Annotated in this window: 18 protein-coding genes; 10 read left to right on the forward strand and 8 right to left on the reverse strand. The window is 44.4% G+C overall.

Annotation, left to right across the window (positions count from 1 at the left end):
* The first annotated feature begins 34 nt into the window (after positions 1-34).
* Positions 35-973 (forward strand): glutathione S-transferase family protein, encoded by a 939-nt coding sequence (locus F0232_RS07090; RefSeq protein ID WP_105057415.1) that lies wholly within the window; start codon positions 35-37, stop codon positions 971-973.
* Between the two features lie 82 nt (positions 974-1,055).
* On the opposite strand, the gene pta is transcribed toward F0232_RS07090, so the two are convergent.
* Both pta and F0232_RS07100 read right to left on the reverse strand, forming a co-directional pair.
* A complete protein-coding gene (gene pta, locus F0232_RS07095) occupies positions 1,056-3,221 on the reverse strand; it encodes a phosphate acetyltransferase (protein ID WP_105057414.1) in 2,166 nt (721 codons plus the stop codon).
* A 139-nt stretch (positions 3,222-3,360) separates the two neighbouring features.
* The gene (locus F0232_RS07100) at positions 3,361-4,557 is read right to left on the reverse strand and encodes an acetate kinase (RefSeq protein ID WP_004737356.1); all 1,197 of its coding nucleotides are present in this window, start codon (positions 4,555-4,557) and stop codon (positions 3,361-3,363) included.
* A gap of 344 nt (positions 4,558-4,901) precedes the next feature.
* Between F0232_RS07100 and yfbV the strand changes: the two genes are divergently transcribed.
* The 3 genes from yfbV to F0232_RS07115 all read left to right on the forward strand — a co-directional run bounded on the left by yfbV (position 4,902) and on the right by F0232_RS07115 (position 8,313).
* Positions 4,902-5,354: a terminus macrodomain insulation protein YfbV gene (yfbV, locus tag F0232_RS07105; RefSeq protein WP_105057413.1), complete on the forward strand. Its 453-nt coding sequence runs from the start codon at positions 4,902-4,904 to the stop codon at positions 5,352-5,354.
* A 270-nt stretch (positions 5,355-5,624) separates the two neighbouring features.
* Positions 5,625-6,590: an ABC transporter substrate-binding protein gene (locus F0232_RS07110; RefSeq protein ID WP_105057412.1), complete on the forward strand. Its 966-nt coding sequence runs from the start codon at positions 5,625-5,627 to the stop codon at positions 6,588-6,590.
* Between the two features lie 256 nt (positions 6,591-6,846).
* Positions 6,847-8,313 (forward strand): sensor domain-containing diguanylate cyclase, encoded by a 1,467-nt coding sequence (locus F0232_RS07115; RefSeq protein ID WP_061033792.1) that lies wholly within the window; start codon positions 6,847-6,849, stop codon positions 8,311-8,313.
* A 49-nt stretch (positions 8,314-8,362) separates the two neighbouring features.
* Here the strand turns inward: F0232_RS07115 and dusC are convergent, their stop codons facing one another.
* Entirely contained in the window at positions 8,363-9,319 is a 957-nt protein-coding gene (gene dusC / locus F0232_RS07120) for a tRNA dihydrouridine(16) synthase DusC (RefSeq protein WP_102424921.1), read from the reverse strand.
* A gap of 179 nt (positions 9,320-9,498) precedes the next feature.
* On the opposite strand from dusC, the gene F0232_RS07125 reads away from it, so the two are divergent.
* Positions 9,499-10,119, forward strand: coding sequence for an SEC-C metal-binding domain-containing protein (locus F0232_RS07125; RefSeq protein ID WP_105057411.1), 621 nt, complete (start codon positions 9,499-9,501; stop codon positions 10,117-10,119).
* A gap of 374 nt (positions 10,120-10,493) precedes the next feature.
* Here the strand turns inward: F0232_RS07125 and dsbB are convergent, their stop codons facing one another.
* Together dsbB and nhaB are read right to left on the reverse strand one after the other, a co-directional pair.
* Positions 10,494-11,003, reverse strand: a complete 510-nt coding sequence (dsbB, locus tag F0232_RS07130) for a disulfide bond formation protein DsbB (RefSeq protein WP_061033789.1) — start codon at positions 11,001-11,003, stop codon at positions 10,494-10,496.
* A 147-nt stretch (positions 11,004-11,150) separates the two neighbouring features.
* Positions 11,151-12,743 carry a Na(+)/H(+) antiporter NhaB gene (nhaB, locus tag F0232_RS07135; protein ID WP_102426095.1) on the reverse strand — a complete coding sequence of 531 codons (1,593 nt, stop codon included), beginning with the start codon at positions 12,741-12,743 and terminating at the stop codon, positions 11,151-11,153.
* A gap of 640 nt (positions 12,744-13,383) precedes the next feature.
* Here nhaB and fadR point away from each other — a divergent pair.
* Positions 13,384-14,223: a fatty acid metabolism transcriptional regulator FadR gene (fadR, locus tag F0232_RS07140; protein ID WP_008220261.1), complete on the forward strand. Its 840-nt coding sequence runs from the start codon at positions 13,384-13,386 to the stop codon at positions 14,221-14,223.
* A gap of 117 nt (positions 14,224-14,340) precedes the next feature.
* Here fadR and F0232_RS07145 read toward each other — a convergent pair whose 3' ends face one another.
* Positions 14,341-14,820 (reverse strand): DUF1456 family protein, encoded by a 480-nt coding sequence (locus F0232_RS07145; RefSeq protein WP_105057410.1) that lies wholly within the window; start codon positions 14,818-14,820, stop codon positions 14,341-14,343.
* 214 nt (positions 14,821-15,034) lie between these two features.
* A complete protein-coding gene (metG, locus tag F0232_RS07150; RefSeq protein WP_105057409.1) occupies positions 15,035-17,095 on the reverse strand; it encodes a methionine--tRNA ligase in 2,061 nt (686 codons plus the stop codon).
* A gap of 157 nt (positions 17,096-17,252) precedes the next feature.
* Between metG and apbC the strand changes: the two genes are divergently transcribed.
* The 3 genes from apbC to F0232_RS07165 all read left to right on the forward strand — a co-directional run bounded on the left by apbC (position 17,253) and on the right by F0232_RS07165 (position 21,480).
* On the forward strand, positions 17,253-18,329 hold the full coding sequence (apbC, locus tag F0232_RS07155) for an iron-sulfur cluster carrier protein ApbC (protein ID WP_105057408.1): 1,077 nt from the start codon (positions 17,253-17,255) through the stop codon (positions 18,327-18,329).
* 276 nt (positions 18,330-18,605) lie between these two features.
* Positions 18,606-19,247 (forward strand): uridine kinase, encoded by a 642-nt coding sequence (gene udk / locus F0232_RS07160; RefSeq protein WP_004737367.1) that lies wholly within the window; start codon positions 18,606-18,608, stop codon positions 19,245-19,247.
* A 106-nt stretch (positions 19,248-19,353) separates the two neighbouring features.
* Positions 19,354-21,480, forward strand: a complete 2,127-nt coding sequence (locus tag F0232_RS07165; RefSeq protein WP_105057407.1) for an AsmA family protein — start codon at positions 19,354-19,356, stop codon at positions 21,478-21,480.
* 219 nt (positions 21,481-21,699) lie between these two features.
* Here the strand turns inward: F0232_RS07165 and cobO are convergent, their stop codons facing one another.
* The gene (cobO, locus tag F0232_RS07170) at positions 21,700-22,305 is read right to left on the reverse strand and encodes a cob(I)yrinic acid a,c-diamide adenosyltransferase (RefSeq protein ID WP_048610567.1); all 606 of its coding nucleotides are present in this window, start codon (positions 22,303-22,305) and stop codon (positions 21,700-21,702) included.
* Positions 22,306-22,389: 84 nt separating this feature from the next.
* Between cobO and F0232_RS07175 the strand changes: the two genes are divergently transcribed.
* Positions 22,390-22,839, forward strand: a complete 450-nt coding sequence (locus tag F0232_RS07175; protein ID WP_105057406.1) for a low molecular weight protein-tyrosine-phosphatase — start codon at positions 22,390-22,392, stop codon at positions 22,837-22,839.
* Positions 22,840-22,934 lie beyond the last annotated feature (95 nt).

Raw genomic sequence — 22,934 nt, forward strand, 5'->3', positions numbered from 1 at the left:
GGTATAAAAAAGTTAGCATTACAGAGGTTTGGATATGGGTAAGTTAGTTGAAGGTGTTTGGCACGATGTGTGGTACGACACTAAAGAAAGTGGTGGTAAGTTCGTTCGTGAAGATGCGGGCTTTCGTAACTGGGTTGAGAATAAGGCCGGTGCGCCATTTGAGCCAGAAAGTGGTCGTTACCACCTATACGTATCTTTAGCTTGTCCGTGGGCGCATCGCACGCTGATCTTCCGTGAACTGAAAGACCTAACAGAGCACATTGATGTGACCGTCGTATGCCCAGACATGATGAGTGAAGGATGGCAAATGGGTTTACCTGAGCCGTTGTTTGGTCATACTCGCATGCACCAAATCTACACTCAAGCCAAACCAGATTACTCTGGTCGAGTGACGGTGCCTGTATTGTGGGATAAGAAAACCAATACCATTGTGAGCAATGAGTCGTCTGAAATCATCCGCATGTTTAACTCAGAATTTAATGAGCTAACGGGCAACACCGATGATTACTACCCATGGGAGTTGGCGAGCAAGATTGACGAATGGAACGACTACATCTATCCGAACATCAACAATGGCGTTTATCGTACTGGATTTGCAACGACACAAGAAGCTTATGAAGAGGCGTATGACGCGTTATTTGAAGCGTTAGATAAAGTGGATGCGCATCTTAGTGAGAACCGTTATTTAGCGGGAGAGCAGATTACTGAAGCGGATTGGCGGTTGTTCACGACCTTGGTTCGATTCGATGCTGTGTATGTGGGTCACTTCAAGTGTAACAAGCAACGAATTGCGGATTACAAACATATCCAAGGTTATCTAAAAGAGCTCTATCAAATAGAGGGTATTAAAGAGACTACGGATTTCTACCACATCAAGCGCCACTACTATTATAGCCACACTGGTATCAACCCGACTCAAGTGGTGCCTAAAGGGCCTGATCTGGATTTAGATTCGCCTCACGGACGTGGTTAGAATCATTAATTAATTCGCTTTTCTTCAGGCGTAAAAAAACCCTAGATAAACATCTAGGGTTTTTGCTTTCTGAAAAAGAAAATTAGTTAACTACTTTTTCTTCAGCTTGCGCAGCTTGGTCTGCTTGGATAGCCGTTAGAGCTACTGTGTACACGATATCGTCTACTAGAGCGCCACGAGACAAGTCATTTACTGGCTTGCGCATACCTTGAAGCATTGGACCGATAGATACTAGATCTGCTGAACGTTGTACCGCTTTGTAAGTCGTGTTACCAGTGTTTAGGTCTGGGAATACGAATACAGTCGCTTTACCAGCTACTGGAGAGTTCGGTGCTTTAGAAGCAGCAACGTTTTCCATGATAGCAGCATCGTATTGTAGAGGACCGTCGATCACTAGATCTGGACGTTTCTCTTGAGCAAGCTTTGTCGCTTCACGTACTTTATCTACGTCTGCACCCTTACCAGATTCACCAGTAGAGTAAGAGATCATAGCAACGCGTGGGTCGATACCGAATGCCGCAGCAGAATCTGCAGATTGGATAGCGATTTCAGCAAGCTGTTCAGCTGTTGGATCTGGATTGATCGCACAGTCACCGTAAACCAGTACTTGGTCAGGCAGTAGCATGAAGAATACAGAAGATACGATAGAAGCATCTGGTGCAGTCTTGATGATTTGGAACGGAGGAACGATCGTGTTCGCTGTAGTGTGAACAGCACCAGAAACCAGGCCGTCTACTTCACCGTTTTCAAGCATCATAGTGCCTAGGAATACTGAGTCTTGTAGCTTCTCACGAGCAACAACTTCAGTCATGCCTTTCGCGCCACGTAGCTCAACTAGACGAGCTACGTAGTTTTCACGTACTTCGTCAGAGTTGATGATCGTTACGCCAGCACCTAGCTCAACACCTTGTTGTGCTGCAACACGACGGATCTCTTCAGGGTTACCTAGAAGTACACATTCTGCAATGCCGCGCTCTGCACAGATAGCCGCAGCTTTAACTGTACGTGGCTCATCACCTTCAGGAAGAACGATACGTTTGCCAGCTTTGCGAGCGAACTCAGTTAGTTGGTAACGGAATGCTGGTGGGCTTAGACGACGAGATTTCTCAGTACCTTCCGTCATTGACTCGATCCAGTTGCCATCGATGTGACCCGCAACGTGTTCGTTGATGAACTCGATACGCTCTTTATCGTCTGCTGGTACTTCTAGGCTGAAGCTCTGTAGGTTCAGAGATGTCTGCCAAGTGTTACCTTGTGCTTTAAAGATTGGAAGACCAGTCTCTAGAGCAGGCTTGATTAGGTCTTGGATTTCCGCAGGGATATCGTAACCACCAGTTAGAAGAACAGCACCAATCTCAACGCCGTTCATTGCTGCAAGTGCTGCTGCAACGATAACGTCAGGACGGTCAGCCGAAGTCACAAGTAGTGAACCTGGCTTGAAGTGTTCAATCATGTGCGGTAGAGAACGCGCACAGAAAGTGATGCTCTTAATACGACGAGTATTCAATTCACCTTCGTTGATGATTTCAGCGTTTAGGTGAGAAGCCATATCTGCAGCACGAGTAGCGATTAGCTCGATGCTCCAAGGCACACAACCAAGAACACGGATTGGAGAAGTGTTGAAGATCTCCATTACTTTTAGTTCGCTTTGCTGAGCGCTGTCTGCATCGTCAAAGATTTCAGATAGGTCAGGGCGAGTACGGCCTGCTTCATCTACTGGAGCGTTAAGCTTGTTGATGATAACGCCAGAGATGTTTTTGTTCTTAGTGCCACCGAAGTTAGAACATGCTACTTCGATACGCTCTTTAAGTTGAGCAGGGTTGTCAGTACCCGGAGTTGCAACAAGTACAATCTCTGCACCTAGTGTTGCAGCAATTTCTGCGTTCACTTGGTTAGCGAATGGGTGTTTACGAGTTGGTACTAGACCTTCGATAAGAGTTACGTCAGCATCTTTGTTGATCTGGTTGTAACGCTCAACAACTGTTTCTAGTAGCTCGTCCATGTTGTCGTTACCGATTAGGCTTTCAGCAACAGACATAGCAAGAGGTTGACCGATCTTAACATCGCTGTTTACGCCAACGATAGTTGAAGTCAGATCAGGTTGGTCGCCACCAGAACGTGGTTGAGAGATTGGTTTGTAGAAAGAAACCTTAACGCCCTTGCGCTCCATTGCGCGAAGAACACCCATGCTTGCGCTAGTTAGACCAACACCAGCACTAGTAGGGATAAGCATAATAGTACGAGACATTCGTATGAGTACCTTTAGCTATTGGATTAAAAAAGCTCAACTTCATATTCCTATTTAAGGGTAGGAATAGGAATAGAAGCTGAGCCCCATTTTTATCAAAAGACCGCCGACTCGTTAAAGCCTGCGGTCCTAAATTTGATTAAAGACCTGCTAGTTTCGCAGTGTCTTCAGCAATTACTAGCTCTTCGTTAGTAGAGATAACCATTGCAGGGATACGGCTGTTAGCTGTAGTGATAGTACCTTCGCCGCCGAAACGAGCTTTAAGGTTAGCTTCACCGTCAACTTCGATGCCGAAGATGCCTAGGCGGTTTAGAACCATTTCACGGATTGGGCCAGAGTTCTCGCCGATGCCGCCAGTGAAAGTGATTGCGTCTAGACGACCTTCTAGAGTTGCAGTGTAACCAGCAACGTATTTAGCTAGACGGTGACAGAACACGTCCATTGCACGAGTTGCTTCTTCTTTTTCACCGTAGTTGTCTTCAACGAAACGACAGTCAGAAGTCACTTCAGTTAGACCAGCAAGACCAGACTCTTTAGTTAGCATGTTGTTGATTTCTTCAACAGAGTAGCCAAGAGCGTCGTGTAGGTGGAAGATGATTGCAGGATCTAGGTCACCACAACGAGTACCCATTACTAGACCTTCAAGAGGAGTAAGGCCCATAGAAGTATCTACAGATTTACCGTTCTTGATTGCACATACAGAAGCGCCGTTACCTAGGTGACAGTTGATGATGTTAACTTCTTCAACTGGCTTGTTTAGTAGGCCTGCAACTTCACGAGTGATGAATAGGTGAGAAGTACCGTGCATGCCGTAACGACGGATGCCGTGCTCTTTGTACAGGTTGTACGGTAGAGCATATAGGTAAGACTCAGAAGGCATTGTTTGGTGGAACGCAGTGTCAAATACAGCAACGTTTTTAAGGCCTGGGAAGTTCTGTTGAGCAGCTTCGATACCGATTAGGTGAGCTGGGTTGTGAAGAGGTGCGAAAGTCGCAGCGTCTTGAATACCCTTAAGTACGTCATCTGTGATTAGTGCAGATTGAGTGAACTGCTCGCCGCCGTGTACGATACGGTGACCGATAGCGCCAAGGTTAGCTTTAAGCTCAGGCTTAGAAGCAAGAATAGTTTCTACCATGAAAGATAGTGCTTCTACGTGAGCTGCGCCCGCGCCTAGTTGTGCTTCGTGCTTGCCGTCAAGTTTCCACTTCATACGAGCTTCTGGAAGACCTAGACACTCAGCAAGACCAGTTAGGTGCTCTGCACCTGTTTCTGCATCAACAACAGCGAATTTAAGAGAAGAACTACCACAGTTTAAAACTAAAACTAGCTTAGACATTAATGACTACCTGTTAATTTTTCTGATCGAAATCAGTTAAGGATGAAAATTAATCTCAAGAATAGACGAAGCTCGCTAGCTTGCGTACTAACCTTGGTCAAAAAAACGTTAATTTCCGTATTAAAGTGAAAGCGCACTTTTTAAGCAAAAGCGGCTTGTGCATTCCTTGCAGAAGTCTTCTCAAAGTTGCTTAAATTGTAAATAAGGGCAACAATGAGATTGAGGTCTGCAAATAATAGCGATATTGTGCAAATATAACAAAAAAATTTGAAAGAATATTATTTTTCGTCAAATTTTTGTGTTTTTAGTTGATGATTTCAACTTTTTTTTAATGGGAGACTCATATGAGCAATAGAGTTGGTTTAGCTGGCAGTTTAAAAGATGGCCAAAAGTACATGGATCTCTGGCCTGTTCGAAAAGAGTTAAACGCTATTTTCCCAGAGCAACGCATCATTAAAGCGACGCGCTTTGGTGTTAAGGTAATGCCTGCGATCGCTGCTATCAGTGTTCTTACGCAAATGGTTTTTAATAATTACCAAGCAATGCCACAAGCTGTGGTCATGGCTTTGTTCGCTATTAGCTTGCCACTTCAAGGCATGTGGTGGTTAGGTAACCGTTCAAAGACTCAACTTCCGCCGGCTTTGGTCTCTTGGTATCGAGAGTTACACGAAAAGATCACTGAAACAGGGTTCGCGTTAGAGCCGATGAAGCCGCGCCCTCGTTATAAAGAATTAGCCATTATCCTTAACCGCGCTTTCCGTCAGTTAGACAAGTCGTCAATGGAGCGCTGGTTCTAAAAACACCTCACATCTCCCCATAGGCCTGAGAGCATCGATATTCTACATACTTGCTTGCTCTCAGAGCTAACCCTTGCATATCTTATTCACCCCATTTCTTATCGTGTCCCAAAGCAAACCTAGCTTTCCTCGCATAATTCGAGCCTTGTTGTGTTTTTGTTAAATATCACTTCAAGTTATCAATTGTTACTGGTAATAATATCAATAGTGATTTGATGTTGTTCTCTTTGATCGAGCAATAACAACGGAAGCTTGATTCAGGGAGTGTGAATGGGTTTAGTAAAAAAAGTATTAACGGCAGTTTTGAGCTGTTCTCTGCTGCTATGGACTAGCAGTGTGATGGCAAACATTGCGAAAGTGTCGGTGTCACAAGTGGTCGATCACCCAGATTTAAACGCGACACGTTTAGGGCTTCTTGAAGGGCTAAGAGCAAAAGGTTATGAACCTGGAAAAAACTTAGAGTTTTCTTATGAAATGGCCGATGGAAACCCAGCTCAGGCAGCGAAAATTGCCAGAGAACTTGTGAGCGAAAACCCACATGTTTTGGTGGGCATCGCCACGCCGAGCTCACAGGCTTTGGTGTCAGCTACGAGAACCATTCCTATTGTGTTTACGGCCGTAACCGATCCAATCGGAGCAAGGCTTGTTAAGCAATTTGAAAAACCGGGACGCAATGTGACTGGCCTTTCTGATCTATCTCCAATTGTTCAGCATGTCTCCCTAATCAAAGAGCTTCTTCCTGAGGCGAACTCTATAGGCGTGGTCTATAACCCGGCAGAAGCTAATGCGGTCGCTTTAGTTGGGCTACTAAAAAAAGCAGCGCGTGATTTTGGCTATGAGCTCTATACAGAAAAGGCGCTGACCATTGATGATGTGGAATCTAAAGCAGAATCAGTGGCCAAGCGCTCCGACGTAATTTACGCGCTGACCGATAATACGGTTGCTAGCGGTGCTGAAGGCCTTATTGAAGCGGCAAACCAAGCGGGGACGCCAGTGGTCGCAGGGGCAACGTCTTATGTAGGGAAGGGGGCTATTGCTGGTTTAGGGTTAGACTATTACGACGTTGGAGTACAAACCGCGGATTATGTTTCTGCTATCTTGAATGGTCAAAAGCCCGGTAAATTGAGCGTAAAGACCGCACAGAGTTCGCAATTGGTGATTAACTTGGATGCAGCTCGCGAGCTAGGTGTTACGGTGCCAAAGTCAGTGATTGAGCGTGCGATAGTGAGCCGGTGATGGCGTTGGATAGCATGAGCTTAGCGAATTAGACATAAGTCATATTGTTAACGGTGCTAGCATCGCCTTCCATCAAATGGCGCTACGCTGTTCTACGCGTTAACTTTTATCTATTTTGTTCATTTATAAGCAGTTATTTCACCGAGAGCGGTACCGTTAATATCAATTTACATTATTTTACGTCGAGCAGGTTGGCGATTAATGTAATAATATTAATGGGGTAAATGAAAATAGCTGAGCGCTAAGAGCACATTATATGAAAGTAAATAGGCACTTTAGCCTTACCTTTGTCTTCGGGTTTCCCGCGGTGATCGCGGCAATGCTGCTTGGTTTAATCGGAAAGAACCATTTCGATTCGGTGAAAAAAGACATCGACAGCGAGTTTCATCGTATCGAAGATGTATTTAAAAGAACTACAAAAGTGGTCACAGCCCTAGACTACAGCTTCTCTAACTACTACAAATCAGGAAACCCGCTTTTTCTTGATCACAATAAACATGTAGTGAATGGACTTTGCCAAATCTGGCCTATTGATGTGCTACTCCTAGCGGATGGTAAAACTTCAGATATTCCCTCTGTTGATATCGACTATATGTTGATTGGCGAAGAGTCCCTCTGTTCCGAAAGCAGTGATAGCTACAAAAGTGCATCAGAAAAGATCGCACTTGCCCCGATTCTTTCATTCTTATCTCAACTTGATGAATACCACGACGGTGTACACTTCATTGATACTCGTGGTTATGTGATCTCTTCGCCAGAGGATTTTGCCAAAGGGTTGAGTAAAGAGTTGTTATCGACCATTAAGAGTCGCCCATACTGGCAGAAAACTGCGAATAACCCCGATCAACTGACCCTCTCTGGCCCTGGTTATCGTTTTGATTCTCTTGATCGCATGATTAGTATGACTATTCCTGTGTTCCATAAAGGCGTGCACCAAGGAATGTTGTCGGTTGATATAAACGCGGGTCGGCTGTTGGCAAACTCTAACGAACATCTGGCTGGTCGTATCGATATCATAGACACAACTCTAACGATGCCGAACGCTAACGCAGCTTTCTATCATGGGATTAACCTCGAAGGTGTCGCCTCGCATCACGCGATGTACTATGAGTTAGATTTAGTGAAAGAGATTGAGCACTTTTTTGTTTATGAGAAAGACAGCCTTATCGTTGCCATTATTGTGTATCTGTTCTCTGTGACTATTTTCTTCTACGTTAACTCTAATATTGAAAGGGGTTATTTCAAAGAGCTTGCGGCTAAAGATCCAATGACGGGGTTGCTGAATCGACGCGGGTTGGAAGCATTTTGGCGTAGAGTAGAGCATGACCAGCTGTTTGCTTTGACCGTTTTTGATATTGACGACTTTAAGTCGATCAATGACACCTACGGTCATGATAAAGGCGATGATGTCATTCGTTACATGTCACGCCAAATCACGAGTAGCATACGCAGTAGTGATGTTGCTGCCCGGTTTGGTGGCGAAGAGTTTGTAGTCTATCTGAAAGGGGATGATCGCGAGACTTTGATGCGAACACTCGATCGTGTAAAAACAGCGATTTGCGCCAATTCAACAGATATTATTCCGAATGGATTCACAGTATCTGGTGGTGTGTGCATTGTAGAGACAGAGCAGAGCAAGCTTAACTTTGAAGAGATATTTAAGTTTGCTGATGAGAAGCTTTACGTGGCTAAAACGACCGGTAAAGATCGTATCGAATTCTAGCCACGTTGTTTAGTCTACATGCTTTAATAGACAGTTCGAGAGCGGAGATCTATGCAGGCTGATTGTACAGTTCTTGGTAGCGTTTGATCTGCTCGACGATAGGCGCAGCTTTTTTGTAGGTTCTGATTTCTCGGAACAGCTCTTCCGCTTCTGGGTACTCTTTTCGCAGATACACAAACCACTGTTTTACACGGTTTGGATAGTAAAGACCTTTATCGCCCTCAATTTCGAACTCTGAATAGCGTAACAGCAGAGCAATCACCTCTATCCATGGCATTGGCTGGTGGTTGTGCTTAACCACGTTACCAAGATTTGGAACGTTGAATGCGCCACGGCATACCATGAGTGAATCGACACCTGTTGTTTTAATGCAATCTTGACCGTCTTGATAATTCCAAATCTCACCATTCGCGATCAAAGGTAACGATGTCTTCTGGCGGATCTGATTAATGTAATCCCACTTTATTTCACTTGCCTTATAGCCACCGGTTTTGGTTCTTGCATGAACCGTCAGTTCGTCCGCTTTGGCTTGTTCAATCGCATCGACAATCTCAAAGCACTCATCTGGGTGTTCCCAACCTAAACGAATTTTAGCCGAAACAGGGATGTGCTCAGGAACGGCTTCTCGGGTCGCTTTAACAACTTGATAGATAAGCTCGGGCTCTTTCAGTAATGATGCGCCACCGTTACTCTTGTTTACCGCTTTTGCTGGGCAACCAAAGTTTAGGTCGATTCCTTTTGCACCAAGGTTCGCAGCTTGAATCGCATTCTCTGCCATCCATTTTGGGTGTTGGCCAAGCAGTTGAACGTGGACAGGGACGCCCGCCATCGTTTGAGAGCCTTGGTGAAGCTCAGGGCACAAGCGATGGAACACATGCGGTGGTAATAGTTGATCAGTAACACGGACGAATTCTGTTACACAGAGGTCGTAATCATTGAGCTCTGTGAGAATTTCACGCATTAGATGGTCTAGAACGCCCTCCATAGGGCCAAGTATTACTCGCATGCTGATTTACCGAAACATCTCTGTCCTGAAAATAAAGAGGCGTGATTGTACGGCTTGACCACAGGATTGTCACTATGAGTGTGGCTTTGCTTACGATGAGGCTCGTTCAATCGGTTAATGGCGACATGATGCATGGGATAGCGTTATAATATGGAAAATGCCCAATATCCAGAGCTTTCATGACATATCAATTATTAAGCCTACCAGAATCAATTACCGACATTACTCCGCAGTTTCTTGAAGGGGCAATTCTTGCTTCTAACCTAGCCACTAAGCCGCTAGAGCCAGAAGCGTGGCTTGCGATTATTGCTCCAGAAGCGGGTGAAGCGCTTGTGGCAATCGTGACAGAACAGATTAACCGCCAGCACAACCTCATTCAGCGTAGTGAATACTTACTGACAGATGTGTTTTCTGAAGGTGACTTTACTGAACAATTCGCTGATTTCGCGGAAGGTTTCATGATGGTCTGGCCAACCGTAGAAGAGCAATGGCAAACCGTAAGTGTTGCTGACGGCACGTTACGTATGCTTCAAGCTCTGCTGACGACATTGATGCTCGCGATTGATGAAGAGCAAACTCAACAGCAAATGGTGGCGGCTGGACTAGAGAACCCGCCTGCGCTTGCAGATCTTGTCGGACAAGTCGACTTGATGATTTCAGAAGTTGCACTAGCCGCTGATGAAGCAATGCTGGGCAATAAATCTCAGAGCGTGAATCCGTTTAAAGATATCGGTCGTAACGATGCTTGTCCGTGTGAAAGCGGTAAAAAATTCAAGCAATGCTGTGGTAAGAACAGTTAATCGTTTCAAGCGCTGTTCTTTAGAAAACGACAAAGATTGGATAACAAAAAGTCGACCCTAAGGTCGACTTTTTAGTTTTTGTAAAGCGTGAGTGACTAGGGCGTGTTGATCTTTTGAGCTGATTTTTGCAGCGAATTGCTGGGGATTTATACAAGGCAGAGGCTTTGATGTGTAGCTAGTCTACATGATAAGCCGATAACGCAGTAGAAATGACCAGCAAACGCTGCCCGAAGGATTCGACTAAAAGCGCTTTACTCTTTGTTGAGGGAGATTTGCTTAGAATGACTAGGCTACTTCTCCCTCGCCGCGATTAAAACGCTTTTGACTAGGCGTCCCCACCCGAACAAAATTTAACCACGAAAGGTCAACGCGCCCTAGCTGTTTTTGGATTTAACGAATTGAGAAATGACCACGAAACCGAACGCCACTAAGTTGCCTGCAAAGATAATGACAAGCCATTGCGGCATAGAAAGCGACAAGAACTGCCACACGACCTTGCTGCAGTCACCGTAGGCTTCAAACATCCACGGAGCCCATTGGTTTAAAGGTGCCCAGCTAGGGAAGGTCACGAACAGGTCACAGGTTGCGAATGGAGACGGGTTGAACTGGTAATCAACGTGCTCCAAAGCCAACGTTAAACCTTTGTATGCGCCAAAACCCCAGCCAGCAAGGCCAAGCCAGCGCGAGATTGGATTGTTCGGGGCGATAGCGCCTATCATGGCCGCGACACCAATAGCTAGCATTGCCACACGTTCATAAATACACATGACACAAGGGCCAAGCATCATGACATGCTGAAAGAACAGCGCACAAGCCTCAAAAAATACGATAAATGCTAGCAGTAAAAGCCAAGATAAACGTCCCTTAGAGAAGTCTTTGAGCATTACAAAAAAGTTCACGAATTAAATCCCGTCTATAAAATAAAAAAGCCCTGAATACTCAGAGCTTTTTATCTTGGATAAGTTTCCTAATCAACTAATATTTTTGATTAGTGAGTTACACATTTTGTGCTTTGCGACACAGTGTGTAGCTTAGTGACCACCAGAGATCACTGGAGCAACCGCTTCGCCCGTGCGCTGAATGATCCAACCTGCGTCATAGAACCATGCCGTCATCGGTTCAACAAAGTATACGATGCCTGCAAGGCCAACCAGTGCTAGCACGATAGTGTATGGCAGGGCCATGATTACCATGCGGCCGTAAGACAGTCGAATTAACGGCGCAAGTGCAGACGTTAATAGGAATAAGAACGCAGCTTGACCGTTTGGTGTTGCAACAGAAGGTAGGTTAGTACCTGTGTTGATAGCAACAGCAAGCAGGTCGAACTGGTCGCGAGTAATAATGCCTTCAACTAACGCTGTTTTCACTTCGTTGATGTAAACCGTACCTACGAACACGTTATCTGAAACCATCGATAGAATACCGTTGGCTACATAGAATAGGGCAAGCTGAGCGCCTTTATCTTCAACGTGAAGAACCGCATCGATTACTGGCTTGAATAGTGCTTGGTCGATGATTACTGCAACGACAGCGAAGAACACAGCAAGAAGCGCAGTAAATGGTAGCGCTTCCTCAAAAGCTTTACCCATAGAGTGCTCTTCGATTACACCTGTAAACGCAGTCGCTAAAATGATAACTGAAAGACCAATTAAACCAACTTCAGCAACGTGAAGTGCCAAGCCAACGATAAGCCAAACTGCGATTGCACTTTGAACCCAAAGCTTTGCAACATCTTGTTTAGTTCGGTTTTCACGTTCTTTGTTGTCAAACTCAACTAGGATTTGGCGAACGTTGTTTGGCAGCTTTGCGCCATAACCGAATACTTTGAATTTCTCGACAAGCGCACAAGTTAGAATGCCGCAGAAGAAAACAGGCAATGTTACAGGAAGCATACGGATAATAAACTCACCGAATTCCCAGCCTGCTTGTTTAGCGATAACTAAGTTTTGTGGTTCACCAACCATGGTCATTACACCACCTAGCGCAGTACCTACACCAGCGTGCATCAGTAGCGAGCGTAAGAAAGCACGGTAGTCTTCTAAGTCTTCACGAGTTAGTTCAGAGATTTCTTCATCGTGAGTATGGTCGTGTGCAGAGTTAGAGCCTTTGCCCGATGCCACTTTGTGGTAAATCGAGTAGAAGCCCACAGCCACGCTGATCACAACTGCGATTACAGTTAGTGCATCTAGGAAAGCTGATAGGAATGCTGCTGCGACACAGAACGCAACAGAAAGCATGATCTTAGAACGAATGCCGAGCAGTATCTTCGTGAAAATGAACAGAAGAAGTTCTTTCATGAAGTAAATGCCGGCAACCATGAATACTAATAAGAGTAATACTGGAAGGTTTGCTTGCAGCTCATGATAAACCATTTCAGGTTTGGTCATGCCAATCGCAACGGCTTGAATTGCCAATAAGCCACCCGGTTGAAGAGGGTAGCACTTGAGAGCCATAGCTAGGGTGAAAATAAACTCAACCACCAATAGCCAGCCCGCAACAAATGGGTCAACTAGGAAGAAAACAAACGGGTTGATGATTAAAAAGGAAATGATGGCAAGTTTATACCAATCAGGAGCTTTACCAAGGAAATTCTTGATAAAAGCGTTTCCGAGAGACATCGGCATGTTAATACTCTTTTATGTTGATTATGAATAGACAAGCAATACAACATTTTGAGAATCGAGCTATAGAAAGTGTTAAAAACTATAACTAACAGTGACTTAGAAAAACTACATTCCATGTAACGTTCTGTGGTCTTGCCAAGTCACTCCCTTAGAAACTCAAGCACTGCTTATTTTTGAGCGCAACTCTACTCTTAGATAACATTTAGTCAACAGGAAAAGCCCTGTAGCACCTAAAATACCTCTTTTTTGTGTGAGAAACGCGATCAAAGTAGCGGAAGCATACCACTTAAAATGTGATAAAAACCGACTAGAATCAATATTTCAGCGAAATGATTGAAATTTACAGAATAAAGACGGTTTATATATGATTATTACAACTTAATATTGCAATTTGATAGCTTTGAAAATATGACCAATGTCGTTGATTTTAAAGTGAATTTATTGTGTTAATTATTTGTTGAAATGCTGATTTATATAGACTTGCTTTGCAAACCTTGGACGGAAACATGAGCTTAACTTTAGAGCTTTAGCTCTACTGGTGTTTTGGGGGAGTAAAATTTTTGAGGGTGTTTCCGCTCGCCTTTACTAGTGGTATGATGAGTAAATTAGAAGAAAATAATTTAATTGGATTGAAGTGTAGATGGTCATTAAGGCGAAGAGCCCGGCAGGATTTGCAGAAAAGTATATCATTGAAAGTATTTGGAATGGCCGTTTCCCTCCAGGTTCTATCTTGCCAGCAGAGCGTGAGCTTTCTGAGCTAATTGGTGTTACACGTACTACGCTTCGTGAAGTACTACAACGTCTTGCTCGTGATGGTTGGTTAACAATCCAACATGGCAAACCAACTAAAGTTAACCAGTTTATGGAGACATCAGGCCTTCATATCCTTGATACGCTAATGACGCTGGATGTTGATAACGCAAGCAAGATGGTAGAAGACCTGCTTGCTGCTCGTACTAATATCAGCCCGATTTTCATGCGTTATGCATTCAAAGCAAATAAAGAGGCTTCAGAGCGTACAATCAGTAATGTGATTGAATCGTGTGAAGCGCTACTTGCGGCACCTACGTGGGATGAGTTCTTAGAATCTTCTCCGTATGCAGACAAAATTAAGCAAGCAGTAAAAGAAGACACAGAGAAAGATGAAGCAAAACGTCAGACGATCTTAATTGCAAAGACGTTCAACTTTTATGACTACATGCTGTTCCAACGTTTAGCGTTCCATTCAGGTAACCAGATTTACGGTCTGATCTTTAACGGTGTACGTAAGCTCTATGATCGTATCGGTAGCTACTACTTCTCTAATCCTGAAGCTCGTCGCTTGGCTATGGAGTTTTACAAAGAGTTGTTCGTTATCTGTGAGAGCGGTCAACGTGAAAACTTGCCTTTGGTTATTCGTAATTACGGTATCGCAAGTGCACAGATCTGGAACGAAATGAAAACGACGTTACCAACAAACTTTACGGAAGACGACAGCTAATCTTTTTGGTGAACTTAGTCAGTTGCTAAAGTAAGAACAAAGAAAAGCGGCGAGATAATTCAATTATCTCGCCGCTTTTTATTTATTAAGAGTCTGGTTAACTTGGTCGATTGTTATTTAACCCGCAAACTCTTCTGAGTCAGGACGGTGAGTAAATTGAACGCCATTTAGAAAATCACAAAGCAATTGGTCTTCACACACTTTGTAGTTTTTGTTCTCTGGCTTGCGGAAGTAGGCGCCAATCTCATACTTACTTAGGCTGATACCCACCACTTCTAATACATCGAGCACGTCTTCTGCTTTCATGTTCAACGCAATACGTAGCTTCATGAAAATCATGTTGTTGGTAAGTGCAACTTCAGGCTTTGGCTGAGCCCCTTCTTTTTTACCGCGCTTAAGGTTAATGAAACCATTTAGGAATACCGCTAACTCTTTGTCTTTCATCTTAGAGCATGACTTATCGTTATCCGCTTTTAGCCAGTTAATCACTTGGTCGTGGGCAACAGTCACATCCGCTTGCTCGATAGCTTTGATGATTTGTGCGTTCTTAAGGTTTAGTGCGTGTTGAATACGACGCAAAATTTCGTTGTTAGTCACAGAGGTGTCCTAAAAGGTTTAGAGAGTAAAGCGGCTTCAAACGGCGTATTGCTGCCGATAACCTTGTCATACTTTACTTAGCATAGTTGACGGCGACTCTAACAGAGAACGCCGATTTTCGGTAGATATAAAAAATCCCCGATGCTATTAACTCTTTCAAGTTAAGTTACATCAGGGATTTGGCAGTGAATGCTTTATCTGACAGACGCCAGAATTACATTACACGCATACCAGGTTGAGCACCTTCGTGTGGCTCAAGGATCCATAGGTCGCTGCCGCCAGGGCCCGCTGCTAGGATCATGCCTTCAGACATACCAAACTTCATCTTACGAGGTTTTAGGTTTGCAACCATAACAGTTAGCTTACCTTCTAGCTCTTCAGGTTTGTATGCTGACTTGATGCCAGAGAATACTTGGCGAGTCTCACCACCGATGTCCAGTTGGAACTTCAGTAGTTTGTTCGCTTTTGGCACCTCTTCACATGAGATGATACGAGCAATACGCATATCAACGGCTGCGAACGCGTCAAATTCAATCTCTTCAGCGATTGGTTCTTTGTCTAGCTCTGTTTGGCTTGCTTTTTCTTTCTCAGCTTCTGCTTTCTCTTTAGCGGCCATTTCTGCTGCTGCGTCTTCTTTAGAAGACTCAATCATCGCTTCCACTTTCTTAGGATCAATACGGCTAAATAGCGCTTTGAACTTAGTGATCTCGTGATCAGTTAGCGGAGTAGCAACACCTTCCCACGTTAGCTCTTCGTTTAGGAAAGCTTCAGTGCGAGCCGCAAGTTCAGGCATCACTGGTTTCAGGTAAGCCATTAGGACACGGAATAGGTTGATACCAACAGAAGAAACTTCTTGAAGCTCTTTCTCTTTACCTTCTTCTTTTGCAAGAACCCAAGGTGCTTTTTCGTCGATGTACTGGTTCGCTTTATCTGCTAGTGCTGTGATTTCACGGATAGCACGACTGAATTCACGAGTTTCGTATAGCTCACCGATACGCGCTGCAGCAGCAACGAATTCGTTGTATAGCTCTGGTTCTGCAAATTCAGCGGCTAGCTTGCCTTCGAAGCGCTTAGTGATGAAGCCAGCGTTACGAGAAGCTAAGTTAACAATCTTGTTTACTACGTCAGCGTTTACACGTTGAGTGAAGTCTTCAAGGTTAAGGTCAAGGTCATCGATACGGCTGTTTAGTTTCGCAGCGTAGTAGTAACGTAGACATTCAGGGTCTAGGTGATTTAGGTACGTACTTGCTTTAATGAAAGTACCTTTAGACTTAGACATCTTCGCGCCGTTTACAGTCACGTAGCCGTGTACGAATACGTTGTTTGGCTTACGGAAACCAGAACCTTCTAGCATTGCAGGCCAGAATAGGCTGTGGAAGTAAACGATGTCTTTACCGATGAAGTGGTAAAGCTCAGCGGTGCTGTCTTTCTTCCAGTACTCGTTAAAGTCTAGATCGTCGCGCTTGTCACATAGGTTCTTGAATGAGCCCATGTAGCCGATTGGTGCATCTAGCCATACGTAGAAGAACTTGTCTTTTTCGCCTGGGATCTCGAAGCCAAAGTATGGTGCATCACGAGAGATGTCCCATTGTTGTAGACCAGACTCGAACCACTCTTGCATTTTGTTTGCTGTTTCAGCTTGCAGTGAGCCAGAACGTGTCCACTCTTTTAGCATGCTTTCAAACTGAGGTAGATCGAAGAAGAAGTGCTCAGAGTCTTTCATTACTGGAGTTGCGCCAGAAACTGCTGACTTAGGATCGATTAGCTCAGTTGGGCTGTATGTCTCACCACAGTTATCACAGTTATCACCGTACTGGTCTTCTGACTTACACTTAGGGCAAGTACCTTTTACGAAACGGTCTGGTAAGAACATCTCTTTCTCAGGGTCGAAAAGCTGAGAAATAGTACGGCTAGAAATGAAACCGTTCTTTTTAAGTTCTAGGTAGATGTGAGAAGCCAGTTCACGGTTCTCGTCGCTGTGTGTGCTGTGGTAGTTATCAAAGCTGATATCAAAGCCAGCGAAGTCTTTTTGGTGCTCTTCACTAACAGCAGCGATCATCTCTTCTGGCGTGATACCCATCTGTTGAGCTTTAAGCATAATTGGCGTGCCGTGAGCATCGTCAGCACAGATGAAGTTTACAGTGTTGCCACGTAGACGCTGGTATCGAACCCAGATATCAGCTTGGATATGCTCAAGCATATGACCAAGGTGAATAGAGCCGTTAGCGTACGGAAGCGCACAAGTTACCAAAAGTTGTCTTGGATCAGTTGCCATACTTAATAATTCGCTTTTTTGATAGGTATAAATTTGATTGGTAATACTACTTTATAACGTGTGATACGCCAAGGTATCAGACAAAGGATTCCCCTAGTTTTTTAGGGGTTCAGTCTTCATCTCGTGGGTGATAGCATAAATAAAAAAAGGAGCCCCAATGCGTAACTTTACTTCGAAGCAAGATTTCTGTTCATGGTTGAATGAGTTTGAGTCACCAATCCTCATCCCAGAGTGGGCGCTACACCAAAACATTGTCTCAGTTGATCCTCGCGGATCGTTTGTTATTACTTTGCCTTTCGCTGCGAATCAGCTTGCTGTTGACCTGGAAAATTGGATTAACGCTCAGATTGAACAAAAGCTTGTGAGTGCTTTTCAATTTGAAGTGAAGGTCAAGCCATCGGCACTTGAAACGACGGTATCAACGCCACTTAAAGGCGTGAAGAATATTATTGCCGTCACTTCTGCCAAGGGCGGGGTGGGTAAATCAACGACTTCAGTTAACCTTGCGTTGGCTTTGTCTAAATCTGGTTCAAAAGTCGGTTTGTTGGATGCGGACATCTACGGCCCATCGGTTCCTATGATGCTAGGGCAGTTAGATGCGAAGCCAGAAGTGCAAAACAATAAGTGGATGATGCCAATCGAAGCACACGGTATTTTCACTCATTCAATTGGCTACCTTGTATCGAAAGATGATGCCGCTATTTGGCGTGGTCCGATGGCGGCAAAAGCACTCGGTCAGCTTGTGAATGAAACCGTATGGCCAGAGCTGGATTACCTGGTTATCGATATGCCACCGGGCACAGGTGATATCCAGTTAACTCTATCCCAGCAAATCCCAGTAACCGGTGCGGTGGTTGTGACTACTCCTCAAGATCTAGCATTAGCAGACGCACGTAAAGGTGTCGCGATGTTCGATAAAGTGAGTGTGCCTGTAGCAGGCTTAGTTGAAAACATGAGCTACCATATATGTAGTCACTGTGGTGAGAAAGAGCATATCTTTGGCGCTGGTGGCGCAGAGGCTATGTCTGAAGAGTTCTACCTCGATATCTTAGCGCAAATCCCACTGCATATTGATGTTCGCGAAGACATCGATGCCGGTTGCCCGACGGTAGTGCGTCGCCCTGATAGCGAACATACACGTCACTACCTTGAGCTTGCTGAAAACGTCGCGGCTAAAATGTTTTGGACGGGTAAAGCGCGACCAGAAGCGATCAACTTTTCTATGGTTGAATAGTAAGCGCGAACCTCAACGCGGTATAGATAATGAGTGGTTTAGATAAACAGCCCGTGGTTTTTGCACAACTATCGTTTTTTGGTTAGGTAGTTGGCAAGCCTGTGCAAATAGTTGTAGGCAAGTTATTTGAAAGCAAACGATTGTCTTAAGTAAATGTATTGAGATCATCAATTTGACTGCAATTTGCTAAAATGGCGACTAGAATCTCGGTGCTTTAGCCCCTATAATCAGGCGGTTTATCTATTCCCACCACCAAACCATATCGGGTGCAAAATAATGTCTGATAATAATCAATGTGTCATCGTAGGTATCGCTGGCGCTTCAGCTTCAGGAAAAAGTCTGATTGCTAGTACGATTTATAATGAGCTGCGCGAAAAAGTAGGCGACCATCAAATTGGTGTTATCACGGAAGATTGCTATTACAGCGACCAAAGCCACTTGAGTATGGAAGAGCGTGTTAAAACTAACTACGATCACCCAAATGCACTGGACCATGATCTGTTATGTGAGCATTTACAGCAGCTGATGAGTGGCAATGCTGTAGAAGTACCAGAGTACAGCTACACAGAACACACACGTACTTCTGAAACGACTACACTTACTCCTAAGAAAGTGATCATTTTAGAAGGTATTCTGCTATTAACAGACCCACGTCTTCGTAACCTAATGCACGCAAGTGTGTTCATGGATACACCACTAGACATCTGTCTACTACGCCGTGTTAAGCGTGACGTTGAAGAGCGTGGTCGCACAATGGATACAGTACTAAAGCAATACCAAGAAACAGTACGTCCAATGTTCATGCAGTTTATCGAGCCTTCAAAACAACATGCAGACATCATCGTTCCTCGTGGTGGTAAAAACCGTATTGCGATTGATGTGCTAAAAGCGCACATTGCGAAGTTGTTGAAGTCTTAATCGAATAAAATTTTGCCTAAGTGACTCACTTAGCTTTATTTTTTACCGAATCAGTGGCACTTTTATAGTGCCACTTTCTTTTGGAATCTAAGCAAGGAATATGCGGATGAAGAAACTACTCATTTTCATAGCTGTACCAGTGTTTGTTGTAATTGCAGCAATTCTGGCACTAGTGCTGTTAGTGAATCCCAACCAATTTAAGCCATTAATTGTCGAACAAGCCCAAAAACACACAGGCCTAGAGCTCGTGATCGAGGGGGATATCAGCTGGCAATTCTTCCCATCCATTGGCTTTGAACTTGGTCAAACTGAATTGCGTAACCCTGAAGGGTTCACCCAACCGAACTTATTTAAGGTTGATACGGTTGGTGTTGATGTTTCGGTTACTCCGCTATTTAGCAACCAATTAGAGATCGGCAACATTACTCTAGATGGTGCAGAATTCTATTTAGAAACGCTTAAAGATGGTCGCAAGAACATTGATGCACTAACGCAAGCGTCAGCGCCTCAAGAATCTGAGCCTGCAGCAGACACAAGTTCTGAATCAGCGCCTGCCCCTCAAGAGCAAACTACCACAGACGCATCGGGTTGGACGATCAACCTTGCGGGCGTAACTGTATCAAACGCATTATTTGAAATGGACGACAAGCAAGCGGGTTCATTCACTAAGCTATACGATGTGTCTTTGAATCTTTCTGAGTTTGCCGTTGATACATGGACAACCGCGACGTTTGCAGCTTCTGGTGAAAACAATCAACAGAAGTTCTCTGCGGAAGGTAGCGCAGAGTTCAAGTTAGCTGAAGGCTTCGCAAGTTACGCACTTCGTAATATCGACTTAAACGCTAAGTTCAATGATCCAGCGACGTCGATTGAGTCAGCAAAAATTGGCTTGAATACGTTTGAGTTCGATAAGGTAAACCAACTGACTTACGCTGTAATCGGTAACGCGGCTGGCCTTGACCTTGATCTTAAAGGTGGCGGTGAACTTACTGTTGATAGTGCGATTTCAAAAGTAACGCTGAACAAATTAACGTTAGACTCAACATTCAAAGGCGACACGCTTCCTCAGTCTCCAATGAAAGTCGACATGCTGTCTGACTTAAGCTTCGATCTGAACAAGAGCCACCTGAGCTTTGTGTTAGAGAAGCTACAAGCTAACGCTATTGCATTAGACGGTAAAGCAGACGTAACCCTATCTGAAATACCAAAGGTTCGTTTCTCTCTTCATAGCCCGAATATTGATTTAGATGAATTCCTAGGCTTAGGCAATACAACAGAAACCGCGAGCACAGCGCCTTCTGGTTCTGCTGGTGGCTCAACGTCAAACTCAGGTAGTTCAGCTCCTGCTCAAGAAGTGGAACCTGATCTGTCGGCTCTGAAAACGTTAGACGTGAAAGGTGACATCACGATTGATAAGTTCAAGGCGAACAACGCGAAGATGCAGAATGTTAAAACGGCATTTTCGGTTAACCGTGGTATCGCAGAGCTAACCTCATTCACCTCGAATCTTTACCAAGGTTCTATTTCTGCTACTGCAAAGTTAGACGCTCGTAAAACACCGGCGACTTACACGGCTAAGAAGAAAATTAAAGGCGTGAAAGTACAACCGTTACTGGTTGATGTTGCAGATAACGATATGCTGGAAGGTACCGGTAATATTGATGTCAACGTGAAAGGTAAGAGTCTGACTCCGACGGGTATCAAGAAAAACCTAGTCGGTACTATCGCGATTAACTTTGAAGATGGTGCAGTTAACGGCATCAACGTAGCTCAACTGATTCGAGAAAACTACGCTAAGATCAAGGGCGAGAAAGTTGAAAGCACAAATGAAGCTCAAAAAACGGACTTCAGTGCAATGAAAGCGACGCTGAAAGTGGATAAAGGTTGGGTTTCAACGAACGACTTATCAGCACAGTCGCCATTGTTACGTGTAACCGGTCAAGGTAAAGCGAACTTCATCAATGAAACCGTAGACTTCCTTGTTCGTACATCGATTGTGGGTTCACTTGAAGGTCAGGGCGGTAAGAGCATCGACGATCTGAAAGATGTGACGATCCCAATTAAGGTAACTGGCCAGTGGGCTGACCCGAAATTCGCACTTGTTTTTGATGATGTGTTGAAGCAGAAAGCACAGAAAGAAATTGACCGTGGTGTGAACAAGCTAACGGACAAGATCAAAGACGAGAAAACCAAAGAAGCCGTTGATGGTTTATTGAAAGGTTTCTTTAACTAAACGTTTTTAACTCGTATATAAAAGAAGCGCCATTCCTATTGTAGGAGTGGCGCTTTTGTTTGGGTGCTTATAATACTTTCGAGAGATTCCCTATGACACTCGTCCCTCGTTCTAGGGAATGACGATCGGTTTCGTCCTTTGTTCAAGGGCGTGACAGTCTAGTGGTCGTCATCCTTGAGAGGGAAGAATGACCGAGTCGTGATCTCTGGTTGAATGCTATTACCAATCCACGCCTTGAAGCGCTTTTACACCAGATTCGAAAGCGTGTTTAACGTTACGAACTTCAGACACGGTATCGGCCATGTCCGTTAAAGTGCGGTGCGCCCCACGACCAGTAATGATCACGGATTGCATTTTCGGACGATTATTCAGAGCTTCTACCACTTCATCCAGTTCAATGTAGCCGTAACTCACCATGTAAGTCAGCTCATCAAACAGAATTACATCAATCGACTCATCGGCTAGCATACGCTGACACTCTTTCCACACGCGCTGTGCGGCTTCGATATCTTGAGCCTTGTTTTGCGTTTCCCAAGTAAAGCCAGTACCCATCACTTGGAACTCTACATCAAGCTTTTGAAGAACGTTCTTTTCACCGTTATCCCAAGTTCCTTTTACAAACTGAGCAACGGCACACTTCTTACCATGACCAACGGCACGTGTAATCGTACCAAAACCGGATGTTGATTTACCTTTACCGTTACCAGTGATGACCAGCAATAGGCCTTTTACTTCTTGTGCTGCAGCGACACGAGCATCGACTTGTTCTTTTACTTTCTGTTGTCTTGCTTTGTGGCGTTGTTCTTTGTTGTCTTCAGTCGACATAACAAATCCTTTTAAGTTGTGATTGCGCCTATCATAGCCTAACTTAACGATAGCAAAAACCATCGGAAGAACAGGTGATTACGGATGAAAAAGATACTCGTGGTTTGTATGGGGAATATTTGTCGCTCGCCAACAGGTGAAGCGGTATTACGAAAGAAGGCACAGCAGCTCAATATTGATGTTCTAGTCGACTCTGCAGGGACGATTGGTTTCCATCAAGGCAATCCGCCGGATTCACGCTCTAAAGCGGCAGGAGAGAAGCGAGGCTATAGCTTTAAAGGCATTACTTCACGAAAAGTCGTCGCAAATGATTTTGAAGAGTTTGACTTAATACTCGCGGCAGATAGAGCTAACTTGACCGACTTAATGAGCCAATGTCCGGCACATTTGCAATACAAACTGTCGTTGTTTCTAAGCTTTGGTGAATCGCAGTATCAAGAGGTTCCTGATCCGTATTATGGAGAGGGTGATGGGTTCGAACTGGTTTTGGATTTAATCGAAGAGTCTAGCGAAGCGATATTAAGGTCGATTTGATATCGAGGATATAAAAGCAGTAGAACGCTTGCACGCGAAGTATAAAAAAGGCCGACATTGAATGTCGGCCTCTCTATATCTAGCGTAAAGTGATG

It is taken from the genome of Vibrio sp. T3Y01, assembly GCF_013114525.1.
Classification (GTDB): domain Bacteria; phylum Pseudomonadota; class Gammaproteobacteria; order Enterobacterales; family Vibrionaceae; genus Vibrio; species Vibrio chagasii_B.

Bases quoted from the DNA above. Each gene is read 5' to 3' on its own strand.
- F0232_RS07090 (WP_105057415.1), top strand. From the start codon at position 35: ATGGGTAAGTTAGTTGAAGGTGTTTGGCACGATGTGTGGTACGACACT.
- pta (WP_105057414.1), bottom strand. From the start codon at position 3,221: ATGTCTCGTACTATTATGCTTATCCCTACTAGTGCTGGTGTTGGTCTA.
- F0232_RS07100 (WP_004737356.1), bottom strand. From the start codon at position 4,557: ATGTCTAAGCTAGTTTTAGTTTTAAACTGTGGTAGTTCTTCTCTTAAA.
- yfbV (WP_105057413.1), top strand. From the start codon at position 4,902: ATGAGCAATAGAGTTGGTTTAGCTGGCAGTTTAAAAGATGGCCAAAAG.
- F0232_RS07110 (WP_105057412.1), top strand. From the start codon at position 5,625: ATGGGTTTAGTAAAAAAAGTATTAACGGCAGTTTTGAGCTGTTCTCTG.
- F0232_RS07115 (WP_061033792.1), top strand. From the start codon at position 6,847: ATGAAAGTAAATAGGCACTTTAGCCTTACCTTTGTCTTCGGGTTTCCC.
- dusC (WP_102424921.1), bottom strand. From the start codon at position 9,319: ATGCGAGTAATACTTGGCCCTATGGAGGGCGTTCTAGACCATCTAATG.
- F0232_RS07125 (WP_105057411.1), top strand. From the start codon at position 9,499: ATGACATATCAATTATTAAGCCTACCAGAATCAATTACCGACATTACT.
- dsbB (WP_061033789.1), bottom strand. From the start codon at position 11,003: ATGCTCAAAGACTTCTCTAAGGGACGTTTATCTTGGCTTTTACTGCTA.
- nhaB (WP_102426095.1), bottom strand. From the start codon at position 12,743: ATGCCGATGTCTCTCGGAAACGCTTTTATCAAGAATTTCCTTGGTAAA.
- fadR (WP_008220261.1), top strand. From the start codon at position 13,384: ATGGTCATTAAGGCGAAGAGCCCGGCAGGATTTGCAGAAAAGTATATC.
- metG (WP_105057409.1), bottom strand. From the start codon at position 17,095: ATGGCAACTGATCCAAGACAACTTTTGGTAACTTGTGCGCTTCCGTAC.
- apbC (WP_105057408.1), top strand. From the start codon at position 17,253: ATGCGTAACTTTACTTCGAAGCAAGATTTCTGTTCATGGTTGAATGAG.
- udk (WP_004737367.1), top strand. From the start codon at position 18,606: ATGTCTGATAATAATCAATGTGTCATCGTAGGTATCGCTGGCGCTTCA.
- F0232_RS07165 (WP_105057407.1), top strand. From the start codon at position 19,354: ATGAAGAAACTACTCATTTTCATAGCTGTACCAGTGTTTGTTGTAATT.
- cobO (WP_048610567.1), bottom strand. From the start codon at position 22,305: ATGTCGACTGAAGACAACAAAGAACAACGCCACAAAGCAAGACAACAG.
- F0232_RS07175 (WP_105057406.1), top strand. From the start codon at position 22,390: ATGAAAAAGATACTCGTGGTTTGTATGGGGAATATTTGTCGCTCGCCA.